The organism is Kitasatospora sp. NPDC004289 (assembly GCF_053602875.1).
Genome location: NZ_JBSGEL010000002.1, coordinates 96,741 through 113,954, shown reverse-complemented (window position 1 = coordinate 113,954; position 17,214 = coordinate 96,741). Strand labels below are relative to the sequence as shown.

14 protein-coding genes are annotated in these 17,214 nt (G+C 73.4%); 10 read left to right on the top strand and 4 right to left on the bottom strand.

Translation table 11 applies throughout. The features are described 5' to 3' along the window. Window positions 1–54: 54 nt before the first annotated feature. Window positions 55–822, bottom strand: coding sequence for an amino acid ABC transporter ATP-binding protein (locus ACWEPF_RS02020; protein WP_380149841.1), 768 nt, complete (start codon window positions 820–822; stop codon window positions 55–57). 289 nt (window positions 823–1,111) lie between these two features. Between ACWEPF_RS02020 and ACWEPF_RS02015 the strand changes: the two genes are divergently transcribed. Then, a complete protein-coding gene (locus ACWEPF_RS02015) occupies window positions 1,112–1,843 on the top strand; it encodes a response regulator transcription factor (RefSeq protein WP_345288823.1) in 732 nt (243 codons plus the stop codon). Window positions 1,844–1,849: 6 nt separating this feature from the next. Further along, window positions 1,850–3,277: a sensor histidine kinase gene (locus ACWEPF_RS02010; RefSeq protein WP_452171005.1), complete on the top strand. Its 1,428-nt coding sequence runs from the start codon at window positions 1,850–1,852 to the stop codon at window positions 3,275–3,277. Window positions 3,278–3,421: 144 nt separating this feature from the next. Here ACWEPF_RS02010 and ACWEPF_RS02005 read toward each other — a convergent pair whose 3' ends face one another. Further along, on the bottom strand, window positions 3,422–4,432 hold the full coding sequence (locus ACWEPF_RS02005; RefSeq protein WP_452171004.1) for a TAXI family TRAP transporter solute-binding subunit: 1,011 nt from the start codon (window positions 4,430–4,432) through the stop codon (window positions 3,422–3,424). Between the two features lie 79 nt (window positions 4,433–4,511). Here ACWEPF_RS02005 and miaB point away from each other — a divergent pair, with 79 nt between their 5' ends. Both miaB and ACWEPF_RS01995 read left to right on the top strand, forming a co-directional pair. After that, window positions 4,512–6,011, top strand: coding sequence for a tRNA (N6-isopentenyl adenosine(37)-C2)-methylthiotransferase MiaB (miaB, locus tag ACWEPF_RS02000; RefSeq protein WP_452171003.1), 1,500 nt, complete (start codon window positions 4,512–4,514; stop codon window positions 6,009–6,011). A 67-nt stretch (window positions 6,012–6,078) separates the two neighbouring features. Beyond that, window positions 6,079–6,771 (top strand): class III extradiol dioxygenase subunit B-like domain-containing protein, encoded by a 693-nt coding sequence (locus ACWEPF_RS01995; RefSeq protein WP_452171002.1) that lies wholly within the window; start codon window positions 6,079–6,081, stop codon window positions 6,769–6,771. Between the two features lie 7 nt (window positions 6,772–6,778). On the opposite strand, the gene ACWEPF_RS01990 is transcribed toward ACWEPF_RS01995, so the two are convergent. Beyond that, the gene (locus tag ACWEPF_RS01990; RefSeq protein WP_345288828.1) at window positions 6,779–7,015 is read right to left on the bottom strand and encodes an antitoxin; all 237 of its coding nucleotides are present in this window, start codon (window positions 7,013–7,015) and stop codon (window positions 6,779–6,781) included. A 128-nt stretch (window positions 7,016–7,143) separates the two neighbouring features. Between ACWEPF_RS01990 and miaA the strand changes: the two genes are divergently transcribed. The 5 genes from miaA (at window position 7,144) to hflX (ending at window position 13,797) form a co-directional block, all read left to right on the top strand. Beyond that, entirely contained in the window at window positions 7,144–8,085 is a 942-nt protein-coding gene (gene miaA / locus ACWEPF_RS01985; protein ID WP_452171001.1) for a tRNA (adenosine(37)-N6)-dimethylallyltransferase MiaA, read from the top strand. 228 nt (window positions 8,086–8,313) lie between these two features. Next, window positions 8,314–8,781: a hypothetical protein gene (locus tag ACWEPF_RS01980; protein ID WP_345288830.1), complete on the top strand. Its 468-nt coding sequence runs from the start codon at window positions 8,314–8,316 to the stop codon at window positions 8,779–8,781. Between the two features lie 27 nt (window positions 8,782–8,808). Next, on the top strand, window positions 8,809–9,678 hold the full coding sequence (gene dapF, locus ACWEPF_RS01975) for a diaminopimelate epimerase (protein WP_345288831.1): 870 nt from the start codon (window positions 8,809–8,811) through the stop codon (window positions 9,676–9,678). Between the two features lie 306 nt (window positions 9,679–9,984). Continuing rightward, window positions 9,985–12,204, top strand: coding sequence for a RelA/SpoT family protein (locus ACWEPF_RS01970; RefSeq protein ID WP_452171000.1), 2,220 nt, complete (start codon window positions 9,985–9,987; stop codon window positions 12,202–12,204). A 93-nt stretch (window positions 12,205–12,297) separates the two neighbouring features. Then, a complete protein-coding gene (gene hflX, locus ACWEPF_RS01965) occupies window positions 12,298–13,797 on the top strand; it encodes a GTPase HflX (RefSeq protein WP_452170999.1) in 1,500 nt (499 codons plus the stop codon). A 176-nt stretch (window positions 13,798–13,973) separates the two neighbouring features. On the opposite strand, the gene ACWEPF_RS01960 is transcribed toward hflX, so the two are convergent. Beyond that, the gene (locus ACWEPF_RS01960; protein WP_452170998.1) at window positions 13,974–15,074 is read right to left on the bottom strand and encodes a trypsin-like serine peptidase; all 1,101 of its coding nucleotides are present in this window, start codon (window positions 15,072–15,074) and stop codon (window positions 13,974–13,976) included. 417 nt (window positions 15,075–15,491) lie between these two features. On the opposite strand from ACWEPF_RS01960, the gene ACWEPF_RS01955 reads away from it, so the two are divergent. After that, complete coding sequence (locus ACWEPF_RS01955; protein ID WP_452171079.1) at window positions 15,492–17,210, top strand: IucA/IucC family protein; 1,719 nt, start codon at window positions 15,492–15,494, stop codon at window positions 17,208–17,210. Window positions 17,211–17,214 lie beyond the last annotated feature (4 nt).

The window sequence follows — 17,214 nt, the reverse complement described above, 5'->3', positions numbered from 1 at the left end:
CGGGCCGGGGAAGTTCTGGGCATGACAGGGACTGACGGTAGGTCAGCCGGGGCGTCAGTGGTGCAGGATCTTCGAAAGGAAGTCCTTGGCCCGGTCGCTGCGGGGCGCGGTGAAGAACGCCTCCGGGGTGTTCTCCTCGACGATCCGGCCGTCGGCCATGAAGAGCACGCGGTTGGCGGCGGAGCGGGCGAAGCCCATCTCGTGGGTGACCACGACCATGGTCATGCCCTCGGCCGCGAGGCCGCGCATGACCTCGAGCACCTCGTTCACCATCTCCGGGTCCAGCGCCGAGGTCGGCTCGTCGAAGAGCATCACCTTGGGCTTCATGGCCAGCGCGCGGGCGATCGCCACGCGCTGCTGCTGGCCGCCGGAGAGCTGGGCCGGGAACTTGTCCGCGTGCGCGGCCAGGCCGACCCGCTCCAGCAGGGCCCGCGCGGTCTTCTCGGCCTCGGGGCGCGCGACCTTGCGCACCTTCACCTGGCCGAGCACCACGTTCTCCAGCACGGTCTTGTGCGCGAAGAGGTTGAAGGACTGGAACACCATGCCCACCTCGGCACGGAGCTTGGCCAGCTGGCGGCCCTCGGCGGGCAGCGGCTGCCCGTCGACGGTGATGGCGCCCGAGTCGATGGTCTCCAGCCGGTTGATGGTGCGGCAGAGGGTCGACTTGCCGGAGCCGGACGGGCCGATGAGCACGACCACCTCGCCCTGCTTGATCTCCAGGTCGATGTCCTGGAGCACGTGCAGGGCGCCGAAGTGCTTGTTCACACCGCTCAGCACCACCAGGGGAGCGGCTGCGGAGTCACTCACGGCGTTCTCGGTCATCGAGCCTGGCTCCCTCGTGGGCGGTGCTTGGGTCCGTGCACTGGTACCGGGGGCTGGTCGCCGGCGGAGCTCTCAGCCCCCGGTCCGGCTGACCCTAGGGCGGCTGACATTGTCACGTCAGCGGATCTGAGCGGAACTTGAGCATCACGATCCGGCCACGCCCGGTCACCCGTCGCAGTGCCGCCGGGGCATGCGCCGGCCGGGCCGTGACAGAACGGGCGGACTGGACGATACTCCGCAGGTACCCCACGCAGAAGAGGCGTGACAGCCGGACCGGAGGGAGGCCCGCATGCGACTGCTGCTCGTCGAGGACGACGACCGGGTGGCCGCTGCCCTGGTCGCGGTGCTGGGCCGGCACGGCTTCCAGGTCCGGCACGCCCGCAGCGGACACGAGGCGCTGGACGCCCTGGTGCCGGACGGGAACGAGCCGTACCGGGTGGTGCTGCTCGACCTCGGCCTGCCCGACCGGGACGGCTTCGAGGTGTGCAGCCGGATCCGCGCCCACAGCAGCGTCCCGGTGATCATGGTGACCGCCCGGGCCGACATCCGCTCCCGCATCCACGGCCTCAACCTGGGCGCCGACGACTACGTCACCAAGCCCTACGACATGGGCGAACTGCTCGCCCGCATCCACGCGGTGGCCCGCCGCGGCCAGGCCGCCGAACCCTCCGAGCCCGTCGACCAGCCCGGTCCGCTGGAGGCCCGCGGCGTGCTGATCGACCGCGAGCGCCGCCGGGTCAGCGTCCACGGGCGCGACGTCCCGCTCACCCGCAAGGAGTTCGACCTGCTGGCGCTGCTCGCCCAGAGCCCCGGCGTGGTCTACCGGCGGGAGCAGATCTTCAGCGAGGTCTGGCGCTCCGGCTGGGAGGGCAACGGCCGCACCCTCGAGGTGCACATCGGCTCGCTGCGCACCAAGCTCGCGCTGCCCGGCCTGGTCGAGGCGGTGCGCGGGGTCGGCTACCGCCTGATGCCCGAGCAGCCGGCCTCCGACGGTCCGTCAGCCCCCGCCCGGGAGAGCTGAACCCCCGTGCGCACCCGCCTGCTCGGCATCCTGCTCTCCCTGATGGCCGCCGTCCTGGCCGCCCTCGGGGTCCCGCTGGCCGCCGCCAAGGCCGCCGCCGAGCAGAGCCTGGTGGTGGTCGACCGGATGGACGACGCCGCCCGCTTCGCCCAGCAGCTCCCCACCCAGGGCCTGCCCCCGGCCGGCACCGCCGTCAAGGGCTCCTCCGTCCCCGAGGACGGCGACGGCGGACGGCTGCGCTCGCTGGCCGCCGAGGTCCAGCGCTACCACGAGCTCTACGGCATCCGGGCCGGCGTCTTCCACCGCGACGGCAGCGCCGTCGCGGTCGCCCCGGCCGGCTGGCAGGTCCCCGAGGGCGGCCCCGGCGCCCGGGCCTTCCAGGACGCGGTGGACGGCCGCCGCAGCAAGAACCCGCCACAGGTCTGGCCCTGGACCCCGGAGCGCACCATCACGGTGGCCGCCCCGGTGGTCCGCGACGGCGACGTCATCGCCGTGGTCATCACCGAGTCGCCCACCGGCGAACTCCGCTCCCGGGTGCTGGACCGCTGGCTCTGGCTCGGCGCCGGCGAGGCCCTCGCCATGGTCGCCGCCGTCCTGCTCGCCGTCCGGCTCACCCGCTGGGTGCTGCGCCCCGTGCGCACCCTCGACCGGGCCACCCACGACATCGCCACCGGACGGATGAACGCCCGGGTCGCCCCCAGCTCCGGCCCGCCCGAACTCCGGCGCCTGGCCCGCTCGTTCAACGACATGGCGGACAACGTGCTGCTCGCCCTCGACCAGCAGCGGGCCTTCGTCGCGGACGCCTCCCACCAACTGCGCAACCCGCTGGCCGCGTTGCTGCTCCGGGTCGAACTCCTCGGCCTGGAGCTGCCCGAGGGCCACGAGGAGGAGCTCGGCGCCGTCCGCGAGGAGGGCACCCGGCTGGCCCGCGTCCTCGACGACCTGCTCGGCCTCGCCACCGCCGAGCACGCCCGCCCCGAACCGGAGCGGGTCGACCTCACCGCCCTCGTCCTGGCCCGCATCGACGCCTGGCGGCCGGTCGCCGACCAGCGCGGCATCCGCCTCGCCTGGGAGGGCCCCGCCACGGCGGTCGGGCTGGCGGACCCGATCGGCCTCGGCAGCGCGTTGGACGCCGTCCTCGACAACGCCCTCAAGTTCACGCCCGGCGGCGAGGCGGTCCGCCTCGGCCTCGAACAGGACAAGCGCGAACTCACCCTCACCGTCTCCGACGCCGGCCCCGGCCTCACCGAGGAGGAGCTCGCCCGCATCGGCGACCGCTTCTGGCGCAGCCCCCGCCACCAGAACGTCGACGGCTCAGGCCTCGGCCTCTCCATCGCCCGCACCCTCCTCCTGGCCGGCGGCGGCTCCCTCGACTTCACCCCGGTCGACCCCACGGGGCTCACCGTCCGCCTGACAGTGCCTCGTCCCAGGTAATCCCGGGGGCGCGAGGAACTGCGCGCGGGGGAACGGCACCACGTGCAACTGGCTCGCCTGCCCCGACCCAGCGCTGGGCCGCCTTCCGTACTCGCGCAGTTCCCCGCGCCCCCGGGGTGACCACTTTCGCCAGCCCCGCGGTGCCTACGGCTTGACGGAGCGGTAGTACGCGCTGGCGCCGGCGTGGAGGGGGAGCGGGTCGGTGTAGACGGCGGTGCGGAGGTCGACGACCTGGGCGGCGTGGACTTCGGAGCCGATCCGGTCGCGGCTGTCGATCACGGCCTTGGTCATCCGCTGGACCAGGGCGGAGTCGACGTCCTCGCGGGTGATCAGCAGGTTCGGGACGGCCAGCGTGGCGACCGCGGTGCCGGCCGGGTGGGCCTTGGGGTAGACGTCGGCCGGGATGGTCGCGGCGCGGTACGCGTCGGCCCCGCCGCCCTCGACGTGCTGGACCGCCTCGGCCAGGTCGCCGAGCGGGACGATCCGGATCGGGAAGCGCTCGGACAGGTCGGTGAGCGCGTTGGTCGGCAGCCCGCCGGACCAGAAGAAGGCGTCGAGCTGACCGTTCCTCAACTGGTCGGCGGCGTCGCCGACACCGAGCATCGAGGCCGACACGTCCACGTCCGGGTCCAGCCCGGCCGAGGCCAGCAGGCGCCGGGTCACCAGCTGGACGCCGGACCGGCTCTGCCCGACCCCGACCCGCCTGCCCTTGAGGTCGGCGGTCCGCTGCACCGGCGAGTCGGCGGGGACCACCAGCTGGAGGTAGTCGTCGTAGAGCCGGGCTATCGCGCGGATCCGGTCCTTGCCGTCCCCCCGGTAGCTGGCCACCGCGTCGGCGGTGGCGATGGCGAAGGAGTCCCGCCCGGCCGCGACCCGGTCGAGGTTGTCGACGGAGCCCTGGGAGTTGTCGAGCCGCAGTTCGACCCCGGGGAGGTTGTCGTGCAGGTAGGTGCGCAGCAGGATCCCGTACCGGTCGTACACGCCCCGGGGGACTCCGGTGGCGAAGCCGGTCTCGCCGCGCGGGTAGTCGGTCCGGTCGGCGGCGGTGGCCCACCAGCCCCCGGCCGCGCCCACGACCAGCAGGAACACGGCGGCCACCCGGCCGAGCCGGCTGCGGGCCGCCGTGCGCAGGGCGGCACGGGGTCTCCAGGTCATGGGGTTGGATACTGCCAGGCCGGGCGCCGGATGGGGAGAGGGGCGAGGAGCCCGATCCGCTTCCACGTACCCTAGGTCCGTGGGTACGAGCCAGGATTCCAAGAGCTACAAGGTCGTCACGTACGGCTGCCAGATGAACGTGCACGACTCCGAGCGCCTCTCCGGGCTGCTGGAGGACGCCGGGTACGTGAAGGCCGACCAGGACGGCGAGCAGCCCGACCTGGTGGTGTTCAACACCTGCGCCGTGCGCGAGAACGCCGACAACAAGCTGTACGGCAACCTCGGGCGCCTGGCCGCCGACAAGCAGCAGCACAAGGCGATGCAGATCGCCGTCGGCGGCTGCCTGGCGCAGAAGGACCGCGACACCATCGTCAAGAAGGCCCCGTGGGTCGACGTGGTGTTCGGCACCCACAACATCGGGCACCTGCCCGCACTGCTGGAGCGGGCCCGGATCGAGCAGCAGGCCCAGGTGGAGATCCTGGAGTCGCTGGAGACCTTCCCGTCCACCCTGCCGACCCGGCGCGAGTCGGCGTACGCGGCCTGGGTGGCGATCTCGGTCGGCTGCAACAACACCTGCACCTTCTGCATCGTCCCCGCGCTGCGCGGCAAGGAGGAGGACCGCCGCCCCGGCGACGTGCTCTCCGAGATCGAGGCGCTGGTCGGCGAGGGCGTCATCGAGGTCACCCTGCTGGGGCAGAACGTCAACGCCTACGGCTCCGACCTGGGCGACCGGGAGGCCTTCTCCAAGCTGCTCCGGGCGGCCGGGCAGATCGAGGGCCTGGAGCGGATCCGCTTCACCTCGCCGCACCCGCGCGACTTCACCGACGACGTGATCGCCGCGATGGCCGAGACGCCGAACGTGATGCACCAGCTGCACATGCCGCTGCAGTCGGGCTCGGACACCGTGCTCAAGGCGATGCGCCGCTCGTACCGGCAGGACCGCTTCCTCGGGATCATCCGCAAGGTGCGCGAGGCGATGCCGGACGCGGCGATCTCCACCGACATCATCGTCGGCTTCCCGGGCGAGACCGAGGAGGACTTCGAGCAGACCATGCACGTGGTCCGCGAGGCCCGCTTCACCAACGCCTTCACCTTCCAGTACTCCAAGCGCCCCGGGACCCCGGCGGCCGAGATGGAGGGCCAGATCCCCAAGGCTGTGGTGCAGGAGCGCTACGAGCGGCTGGTCGCCCTCCAGGAGGAGATCTCCTGGGAGGAGAACAAGAAGCAGGTCGGCCGGGTGCTGGAGGTCCTGGTCGCCGAGGGCGAGGGCAAGAAGGACGACAGGACCGACCGGCTCTCCGGCCGGGCGCCCGACAACCGGCTGGTGCACTTCACCCGCCCCGTCGAGCCGGTCCGCCCGGGCGACGTGGTGACGGTCGAGATCACCTACGCCGCCCCGCACCACCTGCTGGCGGAGGGTCCGACCCTGTCGGTCCGCCGCACCCGCGCGGGCGACGCCTGGGAGAAGCGCCAGGGCACCCCGCCGGCCAAGCCGGCCGGCGTGCTGCTCGGCCTCCCCAAGATCGGCGCCCCGGCCCCGCTGCCGCTCGCGCCGGCCGGCGGCTGCTGCGACGCCTGACCGCTGACGCGCCTCCGAGGCCCCGGGAGCTCCGTGCTCCCGGGGCCTTGGCCGTAGAGTGATCGACATGCTTGTCGCCGCCGCCGTCTGCCCCTGCCCGCCGCTGCTCGTGCCCGAGGTGGCCGCCGGTGCCGCGTCCGAGCTCGACGTCCTCCGGGAGCAGTGCCTGGAGGCGGTCCGGGAGCTCGGCGAGGTCGACCTGGTCGTGGTGGTCGGCGCCGGGCCGGAGCCCGGGGTGTGGACCGAGGGCGGGATCGGGTCGTTCCACCGCTACGGGGTGCCCCGGGTGGTCCGGCTGCCCGGGCCGGTGGCGGAGGGTCCGGAGCTCGCGCCCTCGCTGACCGTCGGGGCCTGGCTGCTGGAGCAGGCCGGGATCACGGTGCCCACGCACGCCTGCGCCGTCCCCGCGGACGCCCCGGTGGAGCGGCTGACCGGCCTCGGCGAGGGCCTGGCCGAGCTGGCCGACCGGGTCGGGCTGCTGGTGCTCGGCGGCGGCAGCGCCTGCCGCACCGTCAAGGCCCCCGGCTACCTGGACGAGCGGGCCGAGCCGTACGACGTGCACGCCGCCAAGGCGCTGGCCGAGGCCGACACCGAGGCGCTCAATGCGCTGGACCCGGCACTCTCGGCCGAGCTGCAGGCGGACGGCCGGGCGCCCTGGCAGGTCCTCGCGGGAGCTGCGCAGGGCGCCGGGCTGAGCGGGCGGCTCCGGTACGACGAGGCCCCGTACGGGGTCGGGTACTTCGTCGCCTCCTGGAGCTGACGGGCGGTCAGTTCTGGCTCGGGCCGTCGTCCTTGGGCTTGGCGGCGAACTGGTCGACCGCGCCCTTGGCCTTGCTGGTGCCGGTCTCGATCTTGTCGGTGTACTTGTGCTTGGTGGCCTTGTCCGCGGCCGCCCCGGCCTTCTCCACCACCTGGTCGATCTTGTCGCCGTGCTTGCCCGCGAGCTCGCTGGCCTTGCCCTTGAGCTCCTCGGCCTTGCCCTTGAGGTTGTCCATCAGGCCCATGGTCAGTCGCTCTCCTTCGGCGGGCCCCACCACTCGGGGCGGGGCAAATCGGTCATTCCATACTCATACTTCCCCAGGGTGACCGCCGACGACACGGCGCCACTCCCGATCTTTGCGAGACTTGGCCCGTGAGCAGCTCCTCCTCCACTCCCCAGCCCCGCGTCGTCTCGGTGGTCGGCGCCACCGCCGCCGGCAAGTCCGACCTCGCGGTGGCCATCGCCCGCAGCCTCGGCGGCGAGGTGATCAACACCGACTCGATGCAGCTCTACCGGGGCATGGACATCGGCACCGCCAAGCTCACCCAGGAGGAGCGCGGCGGTATCCCGCACCACCTGCTGGACGTCTGGGACGTCACCGAGACCGCCAGCGTGGCCGAGTACCAGCGGCTGGCGCGGGCCGAGATGGACCGGCTGCTGGCCGAGGGCCGCACCCCGGTGCTGGTCGGCGGCTCCGGCCTGTACGTCCGGGCCGCCATCGACGAGATGGACTTCCCCGGCACCGACCCGGCGGTCCGGGCCCGGCTGGAGGCCGAGCTGGCCGAACAGGGCCCGTACGTCCTGCACCAGCGGCTGGCCGCGCTCGACCCGGCCGCCGCCGAGGCGGTGCTGACCAGCAACGGCCGGCGGATCGTCCGGGCGCTGGAGGTCATCGAGATCACCGGGCAGCCGTTCACAGCCAACCTGCCGAGCAACACCGCCGTCTACGAGACGGTCCAGATCGGCGTCCAGGTGCCCCGGCCGGAGCTGGACCAGCGGATCGAGCTGCGGGTGGACCGGATGTGGGAGGCCGGCCTGCTGGACGAGGTCCGGACCCTGGAGGGCCGGGGCCTGCGGGACGGGCTGACCGCCTCCCGGGCGCTCGGCTACCAGCAGGTGCTCTCCTTCTTCGCGGGGGAGTGCACCGAGGAGGAGGCCAAGGCCGAGACCGTGCGTGCCACCCGCCGGTTCGCCCGCCGCCAGGAGTCCTGGTTCCGCCGGGACGACCGGATCCACTGGCTCTCCCGCCCCGCCGGGGCCGACCCGGTGGAGCTCCTGGAGCGCTCGCTGGAGTTGACCGCCCGTCAGATCTGACCAGGCCGGGGCGGTTTCCGGCCACGCTGCCGGTGCAGCTGCGGGTGCACGACGAACTGAGGGTTACGGGCACATCACGTCCTGGCCACGGATCACCCGGGGGCCCGTCGAACCGGCTGTCGGCCGGATCGGACATGCCATCATCGAGAGCATCCGGAGGCAGGTCGTTCGATCCGCCTCACCAGCAGCGGGCCCGCGGGCCCGTGTCGCACCGTCAGGGGAGGCCGCGTGTCCACGGGAACCGGCCCGGAGACGGAGGAGCTGAGCAGTCTGAGCGCCGAGCTCGCCCTGCCCGAGCCGACCTCCTACGCCGTGGCGCTCCCCGTGCTCGCCGACCTCGCCGCACCCGGAGTGGTGCACGAGCGCGAGATCCGGCCCCGCAAGCGGCTGCGCTGGTGGCAGACCCTGCCGATCGCGGCGGTCGCCACCTTCGGCTCGATGATGTTCGCCTTCCCGCTCGCCTTCGGCTCCGGGGACCGCGGCGCCGCCATGATCGGGATGCTCGGCATGCTGCTCACCGCCGCCTCGGTCGGCTGGGGCGCGATGGCCGCCCGGATGGCCGGGTACAAGTGGCCCGGCGTGCCGCGCCGGGGGAGCGGGCTGCGGGCCAGCCGGCGCTCCATCCTGATCTACACCCTGATCGCCGTGGTCGCGGTCGGCCTCGCCGTCTGGCGGGTGGTACGGCTCGCCGCCTGAGCGGCCCGGGTCAGTACCATCGGCGCTGTGAGCGCATCGGCATCGGTTTCCCAGACCTTCGGCCTCCCCTTCCTCAAGGGGCACGGCACCCAGAACGACTTCGTGATCATCCCCGACCAGGACGGCAAGCTCGACCTCGGCGCGGACGAGGTCGCCCTGCTCTGCGACCGCCGGGCCGGCGTCGGCGGGGACGGGCTGCTCCGGGTGGTCCGCTCGGCGGCCGACCCGGCGGCGGAGGGCATGGCGGACCGGGCCGAGTGGTTCATGGACTACCGCAACTCCGACGGTTCGATCGCCGAGATGTGCGGCAACGGGGTCCGGGTCTTCGCCCGTTACCTGGTCGAGGCCGGACTGGCCGGAACCGGCGCCTTCGCGGTGGCCACCCGGGCGGGAGTCCGCGAGGTCGTGGTGGCCGAATCGGGTGAGGTCACCGTCGACATGGGGTACGCGGCCCTGCCCGACTCCGGCCCGGTCGACGTGACGGTCGGGGACCACAGCTGGCCCGCGCTCAACGTCAACATGGGCAACCCGCACGCCGTCGCCTTCGTCGACGACCTCGCCGACGCGGGCACCCTGTACGACGCCCCCGGCGTCACCGAGGGCGTCTACCCGGAGGGCGTCAACGTCGAGTTCGTGGTGGAGCGCGGACCGCGGCACGTCGCGATGCGGGTCCACGAGCGCGGCTCCGGCGAGACCCGCTCCTGCGGCACCGGCGCCTGTGCCGTCGCCGTCGCGGCCGCCCGCCGCCACCACCTCGCTCCGGCCGAGACCGGCGCACCCGTCACCTACACCGTCGACCTCCCCGGCGGCACCCTCCGCATCACCGAGCACCCCGACTCCCGCATCGAGATGACCGGCCCCGCCGAGATCGTCGCCTCCGGCACGCTCGCCATCTGAGTCCCGGCCGCACCCGCCGGGGAGCGCCCCGCAGGGGCGCGAGGAACTGCGCGAATCGGAAGGCGGCTCACCGGCAACTGACCCACCGTCAGCCAGTTGCACGTGCTGCCGTTCCCCCGCGCGCAGTTCCCCGCGCCCCCGGCATCGCCACGTACGTTCCTCGCGAGCCGGGCGGCGAGCGCCCCGCTTCCCGTTTGTCGGCGTCGTGAATCCGCCCGTTCGGGTGGTGGAGGTGACGGTACGGGGGCGGGCGGGTGCGGAACGTGCTGTGCTCGGTAGCATGGACCATCGCTGCCGGAGGTGCGGATGACCGTCGATGCCGAGGTGGGGAGGCGCGCGTTGGTGCGCCTCAACCGGGTCGCCCTGGGACGGGCGGGGCGGGCCGCGCTGCTGGCCACCGACCGGACCCCGCTGCCGGACGCGATCGAGCCGATCGTGCAGGCCCACCGCCGCCACCACCCCAACGCCGATCTGGCCCTGCTCGGACGGGCCTACCGCACCGCCGAGGAGAGCCACCGCGGCCAGACCCGCAAGAGCGGTGAGCCGTTCATCACCCACCCGCTCGCCGTCACCATGATCCTGGCCCAACTCGGCGCCGGGACGACGACCTTGGTGGCGTCCATCCTCCACGACACGGTCGAGGACACCGAGGTGACGCTGGATCAGGTCGCCGAGGAGTACGGCCCGGAAGTGGCCTACCTGGTGGACGGCGTCACCAAGTTGGAGAAGGTGGACTTCGGCGCCGCCGCCGAGGCGGAGACCTTCCGGAAGATGCTGGTGGCCACCGGCGACGACGTCCGGGTGATGGTCATCAAGCTGGCCGACCGCCTGCACAACATGCGGACGATCCGTCACATGAAGCCGGCCAGCCGGATCAGGATCGCCAAGGTCACCCGCGACGTGCTGATCCCGCTCGCCGAGCGGCTCGGGATCCAGGTGCTGAAGGCGGAGTTGGAGGACATCGTCTTCGCCACCCTGCACCCGGAGGAGTACGCCCGCACCAGGGCGCTGATCACCGCCTACGAGGAGCGGCCGGACGAGCTGCTGCAGCCCTTCGCCGAGGCGTTGACCCGTCAGCTCGCCGAGGCCAAGGTCGCCGCCGAGGTGACGGTCCGGCCGCGGCACGCGGTCTCCGTCCACCGGGTGCTGCTGAAGCGGACCGCCGCGGCCGGCCCGGACGGACTGCCCCAGCAGCTCCAACCGGCCGACTTCGGGCGGCTGTTGGTGGTGGTGGAGGAGAACGCCGACTGCTACGCGGTGCTCGGCGAGCTGCACACCTGCTGGACCCCGCTGCCGGGCGAGTTCAAGGACTTCGTGGCCGCGCCCAAGTTCAACCTCTACCAGTCGCTGCACACCGCCGTGGCCCTGCCGGGCGGTGAGGTGGCCGAGGTGCTGGTGCGCACCCGGCGGATGCACCGGGTGGCGGAGACGGGCGTGGTCGCGCTGGGCGACCCGCACCAGGCGGCGGAGGGCGGCGAGGAGACCGACCCGGGACGCCCGGGCTGGCTGACCAGGCTGCTGGAGTGGCAGCAGGAGACACCGGACCCGGACACCTTCTGGTCGGCGCTCACCTCCGACCTCTCGGACGACCGGGAGATCACCGCCGTCACCGAGCAGGGCGAGACGCTGCACCTGCCGGCCGGGGCCACCTGCGTGGACGCCGCGTACCTGCTCGGCGAGGAGACCGGCCACCGCTGTCTGGGCGCCCGGGTGAACGGACGCCTGGTGGCGCTGCGCACCCCGCTGGCCGACGGGGACGTGGTCGCGGTGCTGACCGAGGAGAGCGGGGAGCCGTCCGGCCCTGCGGCCGAGTGGCTGGAGCACGCCCGCACCCCGGCCGCCCGGTTGGCGATCGAGCGCTGGCTGGCCGGCCACCCGGCCGTGGCCGAGGACCCGGCACCGGAGCCGGTGCAGCCCCCCGTCCCGCCCGCGCCGCCCGCCGCCGACCGGGGCGAGCCGGCGGTCACGGTCCCCGGCCTGCCCCGGGTGCAGGCCCGGCTGGCCCGCTGCTGCACTCCGGTGCCGCCGGACGAGGTGACCGGCTACCCGATCCGGGGAGGCACCGTGGCGGTGCACCGCACGGGCTGTCCGGCGGCCGAGCAGCTGCGGGCCGAGGGCCGGGTGCCGGTGCGGCCCCGCTGGGTGCCGGGCGCCCGCCCGGCCGAGGGCTTCCGGGCCACCCTGCGGGCCGAGGCGCTGAACCGCCCCCGCCTGCTGGCCGACCTGACGGCGGCGATGTCGGCCGAGGGCGTCGGCATCACGGCGGCCGAGGTGGAGCCCCCGCAGCAGCTCCGGGTCCGGCACACCTACACCGTCGAGCTGCCGGACGCCGCCGTGCTGCCGGTGCTGATGCGGGCGATGCTGCGGGTCTCCGGGGTCTACGACGTGTACCGGGTGGGAGTGGCCCGGCGAAATGAGGGTGACCGGGTGGCGGCGGGCGTGCGACCATCGGGGGGAATTCACGGCCGGTCCGTGGCGTTCACCGGACGAAGTGGTTCCGGTGCCGGTCACGGCCTTGAGGGGTAGCTCGACTCGCCACGTGGTATCGGGGCGACATACGGGGCAGACTCCTCGGTGCGCGGGCCGCACCGGCCCCTCCCGCTCTACCTAAGGATGAGATTGACCTCCACGTTCGACAGCCGCAACGAAAACCGCGACTCCGCCAGCCGGATCGCGGACCTCCGGGCGGAAGCCCTGATGGACGAGGACCTCGCGGCGAACGACGAGGCCTTCGACCGGTACGACGGTGAGCAGTACGACCGGAGCGAGCGCGCCGCGCTGCGCCGCGTCGCCGGACTCTCCACCGAACTCCAGGACGTCACCGAGGTCGAGTACCGCCAGCTCCGCCTGGAGCGCGTGGTGCTCGTCGGGGTCTGGACCGACGGCACGGCCGAGGAGGCGGAGAACTCGCTGGCCGAGCTCGCCGCCCTCGCCGAGACGGCCGGCTCCGAGGTGCTCGACGGCGTGATCCAGCGCCGTGACAAGCCCGACCCCGCCACCTACATCGGCTCCGGCAAGGCCAAGGAGCTGCGCGACATCGTCGCCTCCACCGGCGCCGACACCGTGGTCTGCGACGGTGAGCTGACCCCGGGCCAGCTGATCCAGCTGGAGGACGTCGTCAAGGTGAAGGTCGTCGACCGGACGGCCCTGATCCTCGACATCTTCGCCCAGCACGCCAAGAGCCGGGAGGGCAAGGCCCAGGTCTCGCTCGCCCAGATGCAGTACATGCTGCCCCGCCTGCGCGGCTGGGGTCAGTCGCTGTCCCGGCAGATGGGTGGTGGTGGCTCCGGCTCCTCCGGCGGCGGCATGGCCACCCGTGGTCCCGGTGAGACCAAGATCGAGACCGACCGGCGCCGCATCCGGGAGAAGATGGCGAAGCTGCGCCGCGAGATCGCCGACATGAAGAAGGGCCGCGACACCAAGCGCCAGGAGCGCCGTCGCAACCAGATCCCCTCGGTGGCCATCGCCGGCTACACCAACGCCGGCAAGTCCTCGCTGCTCAACCGCCTGACCGGGGCCGGCGTCCTGGTGGAGAACGCGCTGTTCGCCACCCTGGACCCGACCGTCCGCCGGGCCCAGACCCCGAGCGGCCGGATCTACACCCTGGCCGACACGGTCGGCTTCGTCCGGCACCTGCCCCACCACCTGGTCGAGGCCTTCCGCTCGACCATGGAGGAGGTCGCCGAGGCCGACCTGATCCTGCACGTGGTCGACGGCTCGCACCCCGAGCCGGAGACCCAGCTGGCCGCCGTCCGCGAGGTGATCGTCTCGGTCGACGCGCAGAACGTGCCGGAGATCGTGGTGATCAACAAGGCCGACGCGGCGGATCCGCTGGTGCTCCAGCGGCTGCTGCGGCGCGAGCCGCACGCCATCGTGGTGTCGGCCCGCAGCGGGCAGGGCATGGACGAGCTGCTCCAGCTCATCGACAAGGAGCTGCCGCGGCCGGCCATCGAGGTCCGCGCGCTGATCCCGTACACCCGTGGGGACCTGGTCTCCCGGGTGCACGCCGAGGGCGAGCCGATCTCCGCGGAGCACACCGCCGACGGCACCCTGCTGCACGCCAAGGTCGCGGCCGAACTGGCCGCCGAGCTCGAGCGCTACGCGGTCGTCACCAGCTGACGTTCGCGGCAGCGCACCGGGTAGTGGTTACACCAGGGGCGCGAGGAACTGCGCGGGGTGGAAGGCAGCTCACCTGCAACTGACCCATCATCGGCCAGTTGCAGGTGCTGCCTTTCCAGCCCGCGCAGTTCCTCGCGCCCCCGGCATTACCACGTACCTTCCTTGCGCCCCCGGCTTCACGTTTTCCGCGAGACGTACTCCAGGGCCTGGCGGGCGACCGACTCCAGGTACGGGCCGTTGAGGGCGGTGTGGGCGAGGTTGCCGATCGAGGTGTTGCTGACCAGGGCGGTGCGACCGTCCGGCATGGTGGCGAACCAGCCGCCGCCGCTGGAGCCGGCGGTCATGGTGCAGCCGATGCTGAGCATGGGCGGCCTCGCCGGATCGAACGACAGCCGGACCGGACGGCCGCCGTCGCAGCGGTTCAACTCCCGCCCGTCGTACGGCTTCGACGAGGGGTAGCCCCAGGCCGAGATGGAGAGCTGGTCCCGCGGCGCGTCGAACCAGACGGGTACCGCAGTGCCGACCGTCTCCTCCAGTGAGCGCCCGTCGCCATCCGGGTTGTGCACCCGCAGGACGGCGAAGTCGTACTGGTTGGCCGCGCTGCCGCTGTGGCCGCCCTCGGCGATCCACTGCGGGGAGCTGATCACCTGGTCCGCCCACCACTGTCCGAGCGGTGCCACCTCGGCCATGGTGGGCTTCTTCTTGCTGCTCGCGGCCCCCGAACTGTTGTAGGCCGGAACGAAGATGAGGTTGCGGAACCAGCCGCCGCCCGCCCCCTCGTGGACGCAGTGCCCCGCCGTCCAGACCAGGTTGCTCTTCCCTGGCCGGGCCGGGTCGGCGACCACGGTGGCCGAGCACTGGCCGGTGCCGCCGCCCGGGGCGGTGGAGAAGACCTTCCCGGAGGCCGGGTAGCGGGTGTACGGGCGCTCCACCGGGACGGCCTGCACGGCGGTCGGCTCGGGGTCGCTCAGGTCGCGTCCGGCCGGGTCGCGGCCCGCGGCCGGTTCGGTGAGCGGCGGGCCGGGCTGCTGGGGCTCGGCGGTGGTCATCCGCTCCGGCTCCCACAGGTCGCGGACCACCGGGTTGCGGAAGACGTGCTCGCGGGCCCAGCGGTCCCAGTCCTCCGGCCGCCAGTCCTTCAACTTGGCCCAGCGCTCCGAGAGTTCACCCTGCCACCGGCTGCGCTCGGCGGCCGGCAGCTTCCAGTCGTGCGACGTCCCCCCGGTCGTGCTGCCGCACCCGGTGAGCAGGGCGGCCCCCACCACCACTGCCGTCACCGCGGTGCGTATCGACGTCGATCCCACTGTCCGTCCCCCCGTCGTCCCCCGTGGACACTGCGGGGAGATTCTCCCACCGCCAGGTCACGGAGCGGGGTACGGAGCGGCTCGGTGCGGCACCGTGTCGGTCCGGAGCGGGCCACTCCAACGGGTGAGTGATCGCTTGAGGTTCACCACAACGAGTGAGCTGATCTTGTGATCACCCGGCAGCGGGCAGTTCGCTGGGCACGTCGGCGCCCTCGGCCCCACGCGCCTCGGCCGTTCCCCCGACGCCGCTTCCGGCGTCGCCCCGAAGCCGTTCTCCCGTACTCCCGGCGCCCGCACCTCCGCTCGCCCCAAGGAGCAGCCTTGAGCACCGTCCTGAGCACTGCCGCCTCCGCCGGAGCCCCGTCCGTCCGATCCGCCGGGTCCGCCGCCGTGCGGCCGGTCCGGGACAGACTGCTCGATGCCGACCCCGCGGTGGCCGCCGAGCAGGCCGGGACGGAGAGCCTGCTGCGCTGCTGGACCAGGGAGACGGGCGCACGTCCGGGGCCGGACGGGGTGCTCCGGGTGCCGGTGCTGGGAGGGGCGGCCGAGCTGGCCGCGCCGGTCCGGTACTGGTCGCCGGCCGGGTGGCACCGCTTCGGCGAGGTGACCCTGGCCGGGCTGCCGGTGGACGTGGTCACGGTGGCGACCCTGGTGGCGGGCGCCACCGCCGAACGGCCCGAGGCCGGCCAACTCACCGATCTGGCGGCCCGGGTGGCCGACTCGGTGCTGCGCACCGCCGAGATCCTGGGTCACCGGGGGAGCGCCGCGGACGCGGCCGAGGAGGCCTGGCCCTTCCTGGAGGCGGAGCAGGCGCTGCTGCTCGGGCATCCGCTGCACCCGACCCCGAAGAGCCGCGACGGTCTCGGGCCGGCCCAGAGCGCCGCGTACTCGCCGGAGCTGCGCGGCTCCTTCCGGCTGCACTGGTTCGCGGTCTCCCAGGAGCTGCTGGCCTCCGGCTCGGCGGTCGGCGTCCCGGCCGAGCAGCTCACCGCCCGGCTGCTCGGGGACGGCGTCCGGCTGCCGGATGGTACCGCCGCGCTTCCCCTGCACCCTTGGCAGGCAAGCGAGTTGGCGCTCCGGCCGGAGATCGCCGGGCTGCTGGCGAGCGGCGCCCTGCACGACCTGGGCGAGCAGGGCGAGCCCTGGCACCCGACCTCCTCGGTGCGCACCGTCTGCCGCCCCGGCACCCCGTGGATGCTCAAGCTCTCGCTCGGCCTGCGGATCACCAACTCCCGCCGGGAGAACCTCCGCAAGGAGCTGCTGCGCGGCCTGGAGGTGCACCGCCTGCTGGAGACCGGCCTGGCCGCCGAGTGGCAGGCCGCCCACCCGGGCTTCGACATCGTCCGCGACCCCGCCTGGCTCGGGGTGGACCTGCCCGGCGGCGCCGACCCGAACGGGCTGGACGTGGTGCTCCGTCAGCAGCCGTTCGGACTGCGGGACCGGGCGCTCTGCGTGGCCGGGCTGGTCGCCGAGCGCCCGTACGGGGAGCGGGTCTCCTCCCGGCTCGGCACGGTGGTGCGGCGTCTGGCCGCCGTCAGCGGGCGGACGGTGCAGACCGTGGCCACCGAGTGGTTCCTGCGCTACCTGGACGCCGTGGTGCTCCCGGTGCTCTGGCTGGACGGGCGGGGCGGCATCGCCCTGGAGGCGCACCAGCAGAACAGCCTGGTGCTGCTGGACCAGGCCGGCTGGCCGGTCGGCGGCCGCTACCGGGACAACCAGGGCTACTACTTCCGCGAGTCCGCGGCCGCCCGGCTGGAGGCCAGGCTGCCGGGGATCGGACGGGAGAGCGACACCTTCCTGCCGGACCGGGTGATCGACAAGCACTTCGCCTACTACCTCGGCATCAACCACGTGCTCGGCCTGATCGGCGCCTTCGGCTCCCAGGGCCTGGCCGAGGAGCCCGTGCTGCTGGCCGCGCTGCGCGGCTTCCTGGCCGGCCCGCAGGCCGCCGCCACCGGCTCGGGGCTGCCCGCGCTGCTGCTCGGCAGCGAGCAGCTGCACTGCAAGGCCAACCTGCTCACCCGGCTGAACGGGATGGACGAGCTGGTCGGCCCGGTCGCCACCCAGTCCGTCTACGTGGACATCCCCAACCCGGTGGCGGCCCGGTGAGGAC

Bases quoted from the DNA above. Each gene is read 5' to 3' on its own strand.
- ACWEPF_RS01990 (WP_345288828.1), bottom strand. From the start codon at position 7,015: ATGGGCCTGATGGACAACCTCAAGGGCAAGGCCGAGGAGCTCAAGGGC.
- ACWEPF_RS02015 (WP_345288823.1), top strand. From the start codon at position 1,112: ATGCGACTGCTGCTCGTCGAGGACGACGACCGGGTGGCCGCTGCCCTG.
- ACWEPF_RS02005 (WP_452171004.1), bottom strand. From the start codon at position 4,432: ATGACCTGGAGACCCCGTGCCGCCCTGCGCACGGCGGCCCGCAGCCGG.
- ACWEPF_RS01995 (WP_452171002.1), top strand. From the start codon at position 6,079: ATGCTTGTCGCCGCCGCCGTCTGCCCCTGCCCGCCGCTGCTCGTGCCC.
- ACWEPF_RS02020 (WP_380149841.1), bottom strand. From the start codon at position 822: ATGACCGAGAACGCCGTGAGTGACTCCGCAGCCGCTCCCCTGGTGGTG.
- ACWEPF_RS01970 (WP_452171000.1), top strand. From the start codon at position 9,985: ATGACCGTCGATGCCGAGGTGGGGAGGCGCGCGTTGGTGCGCCTCAAC.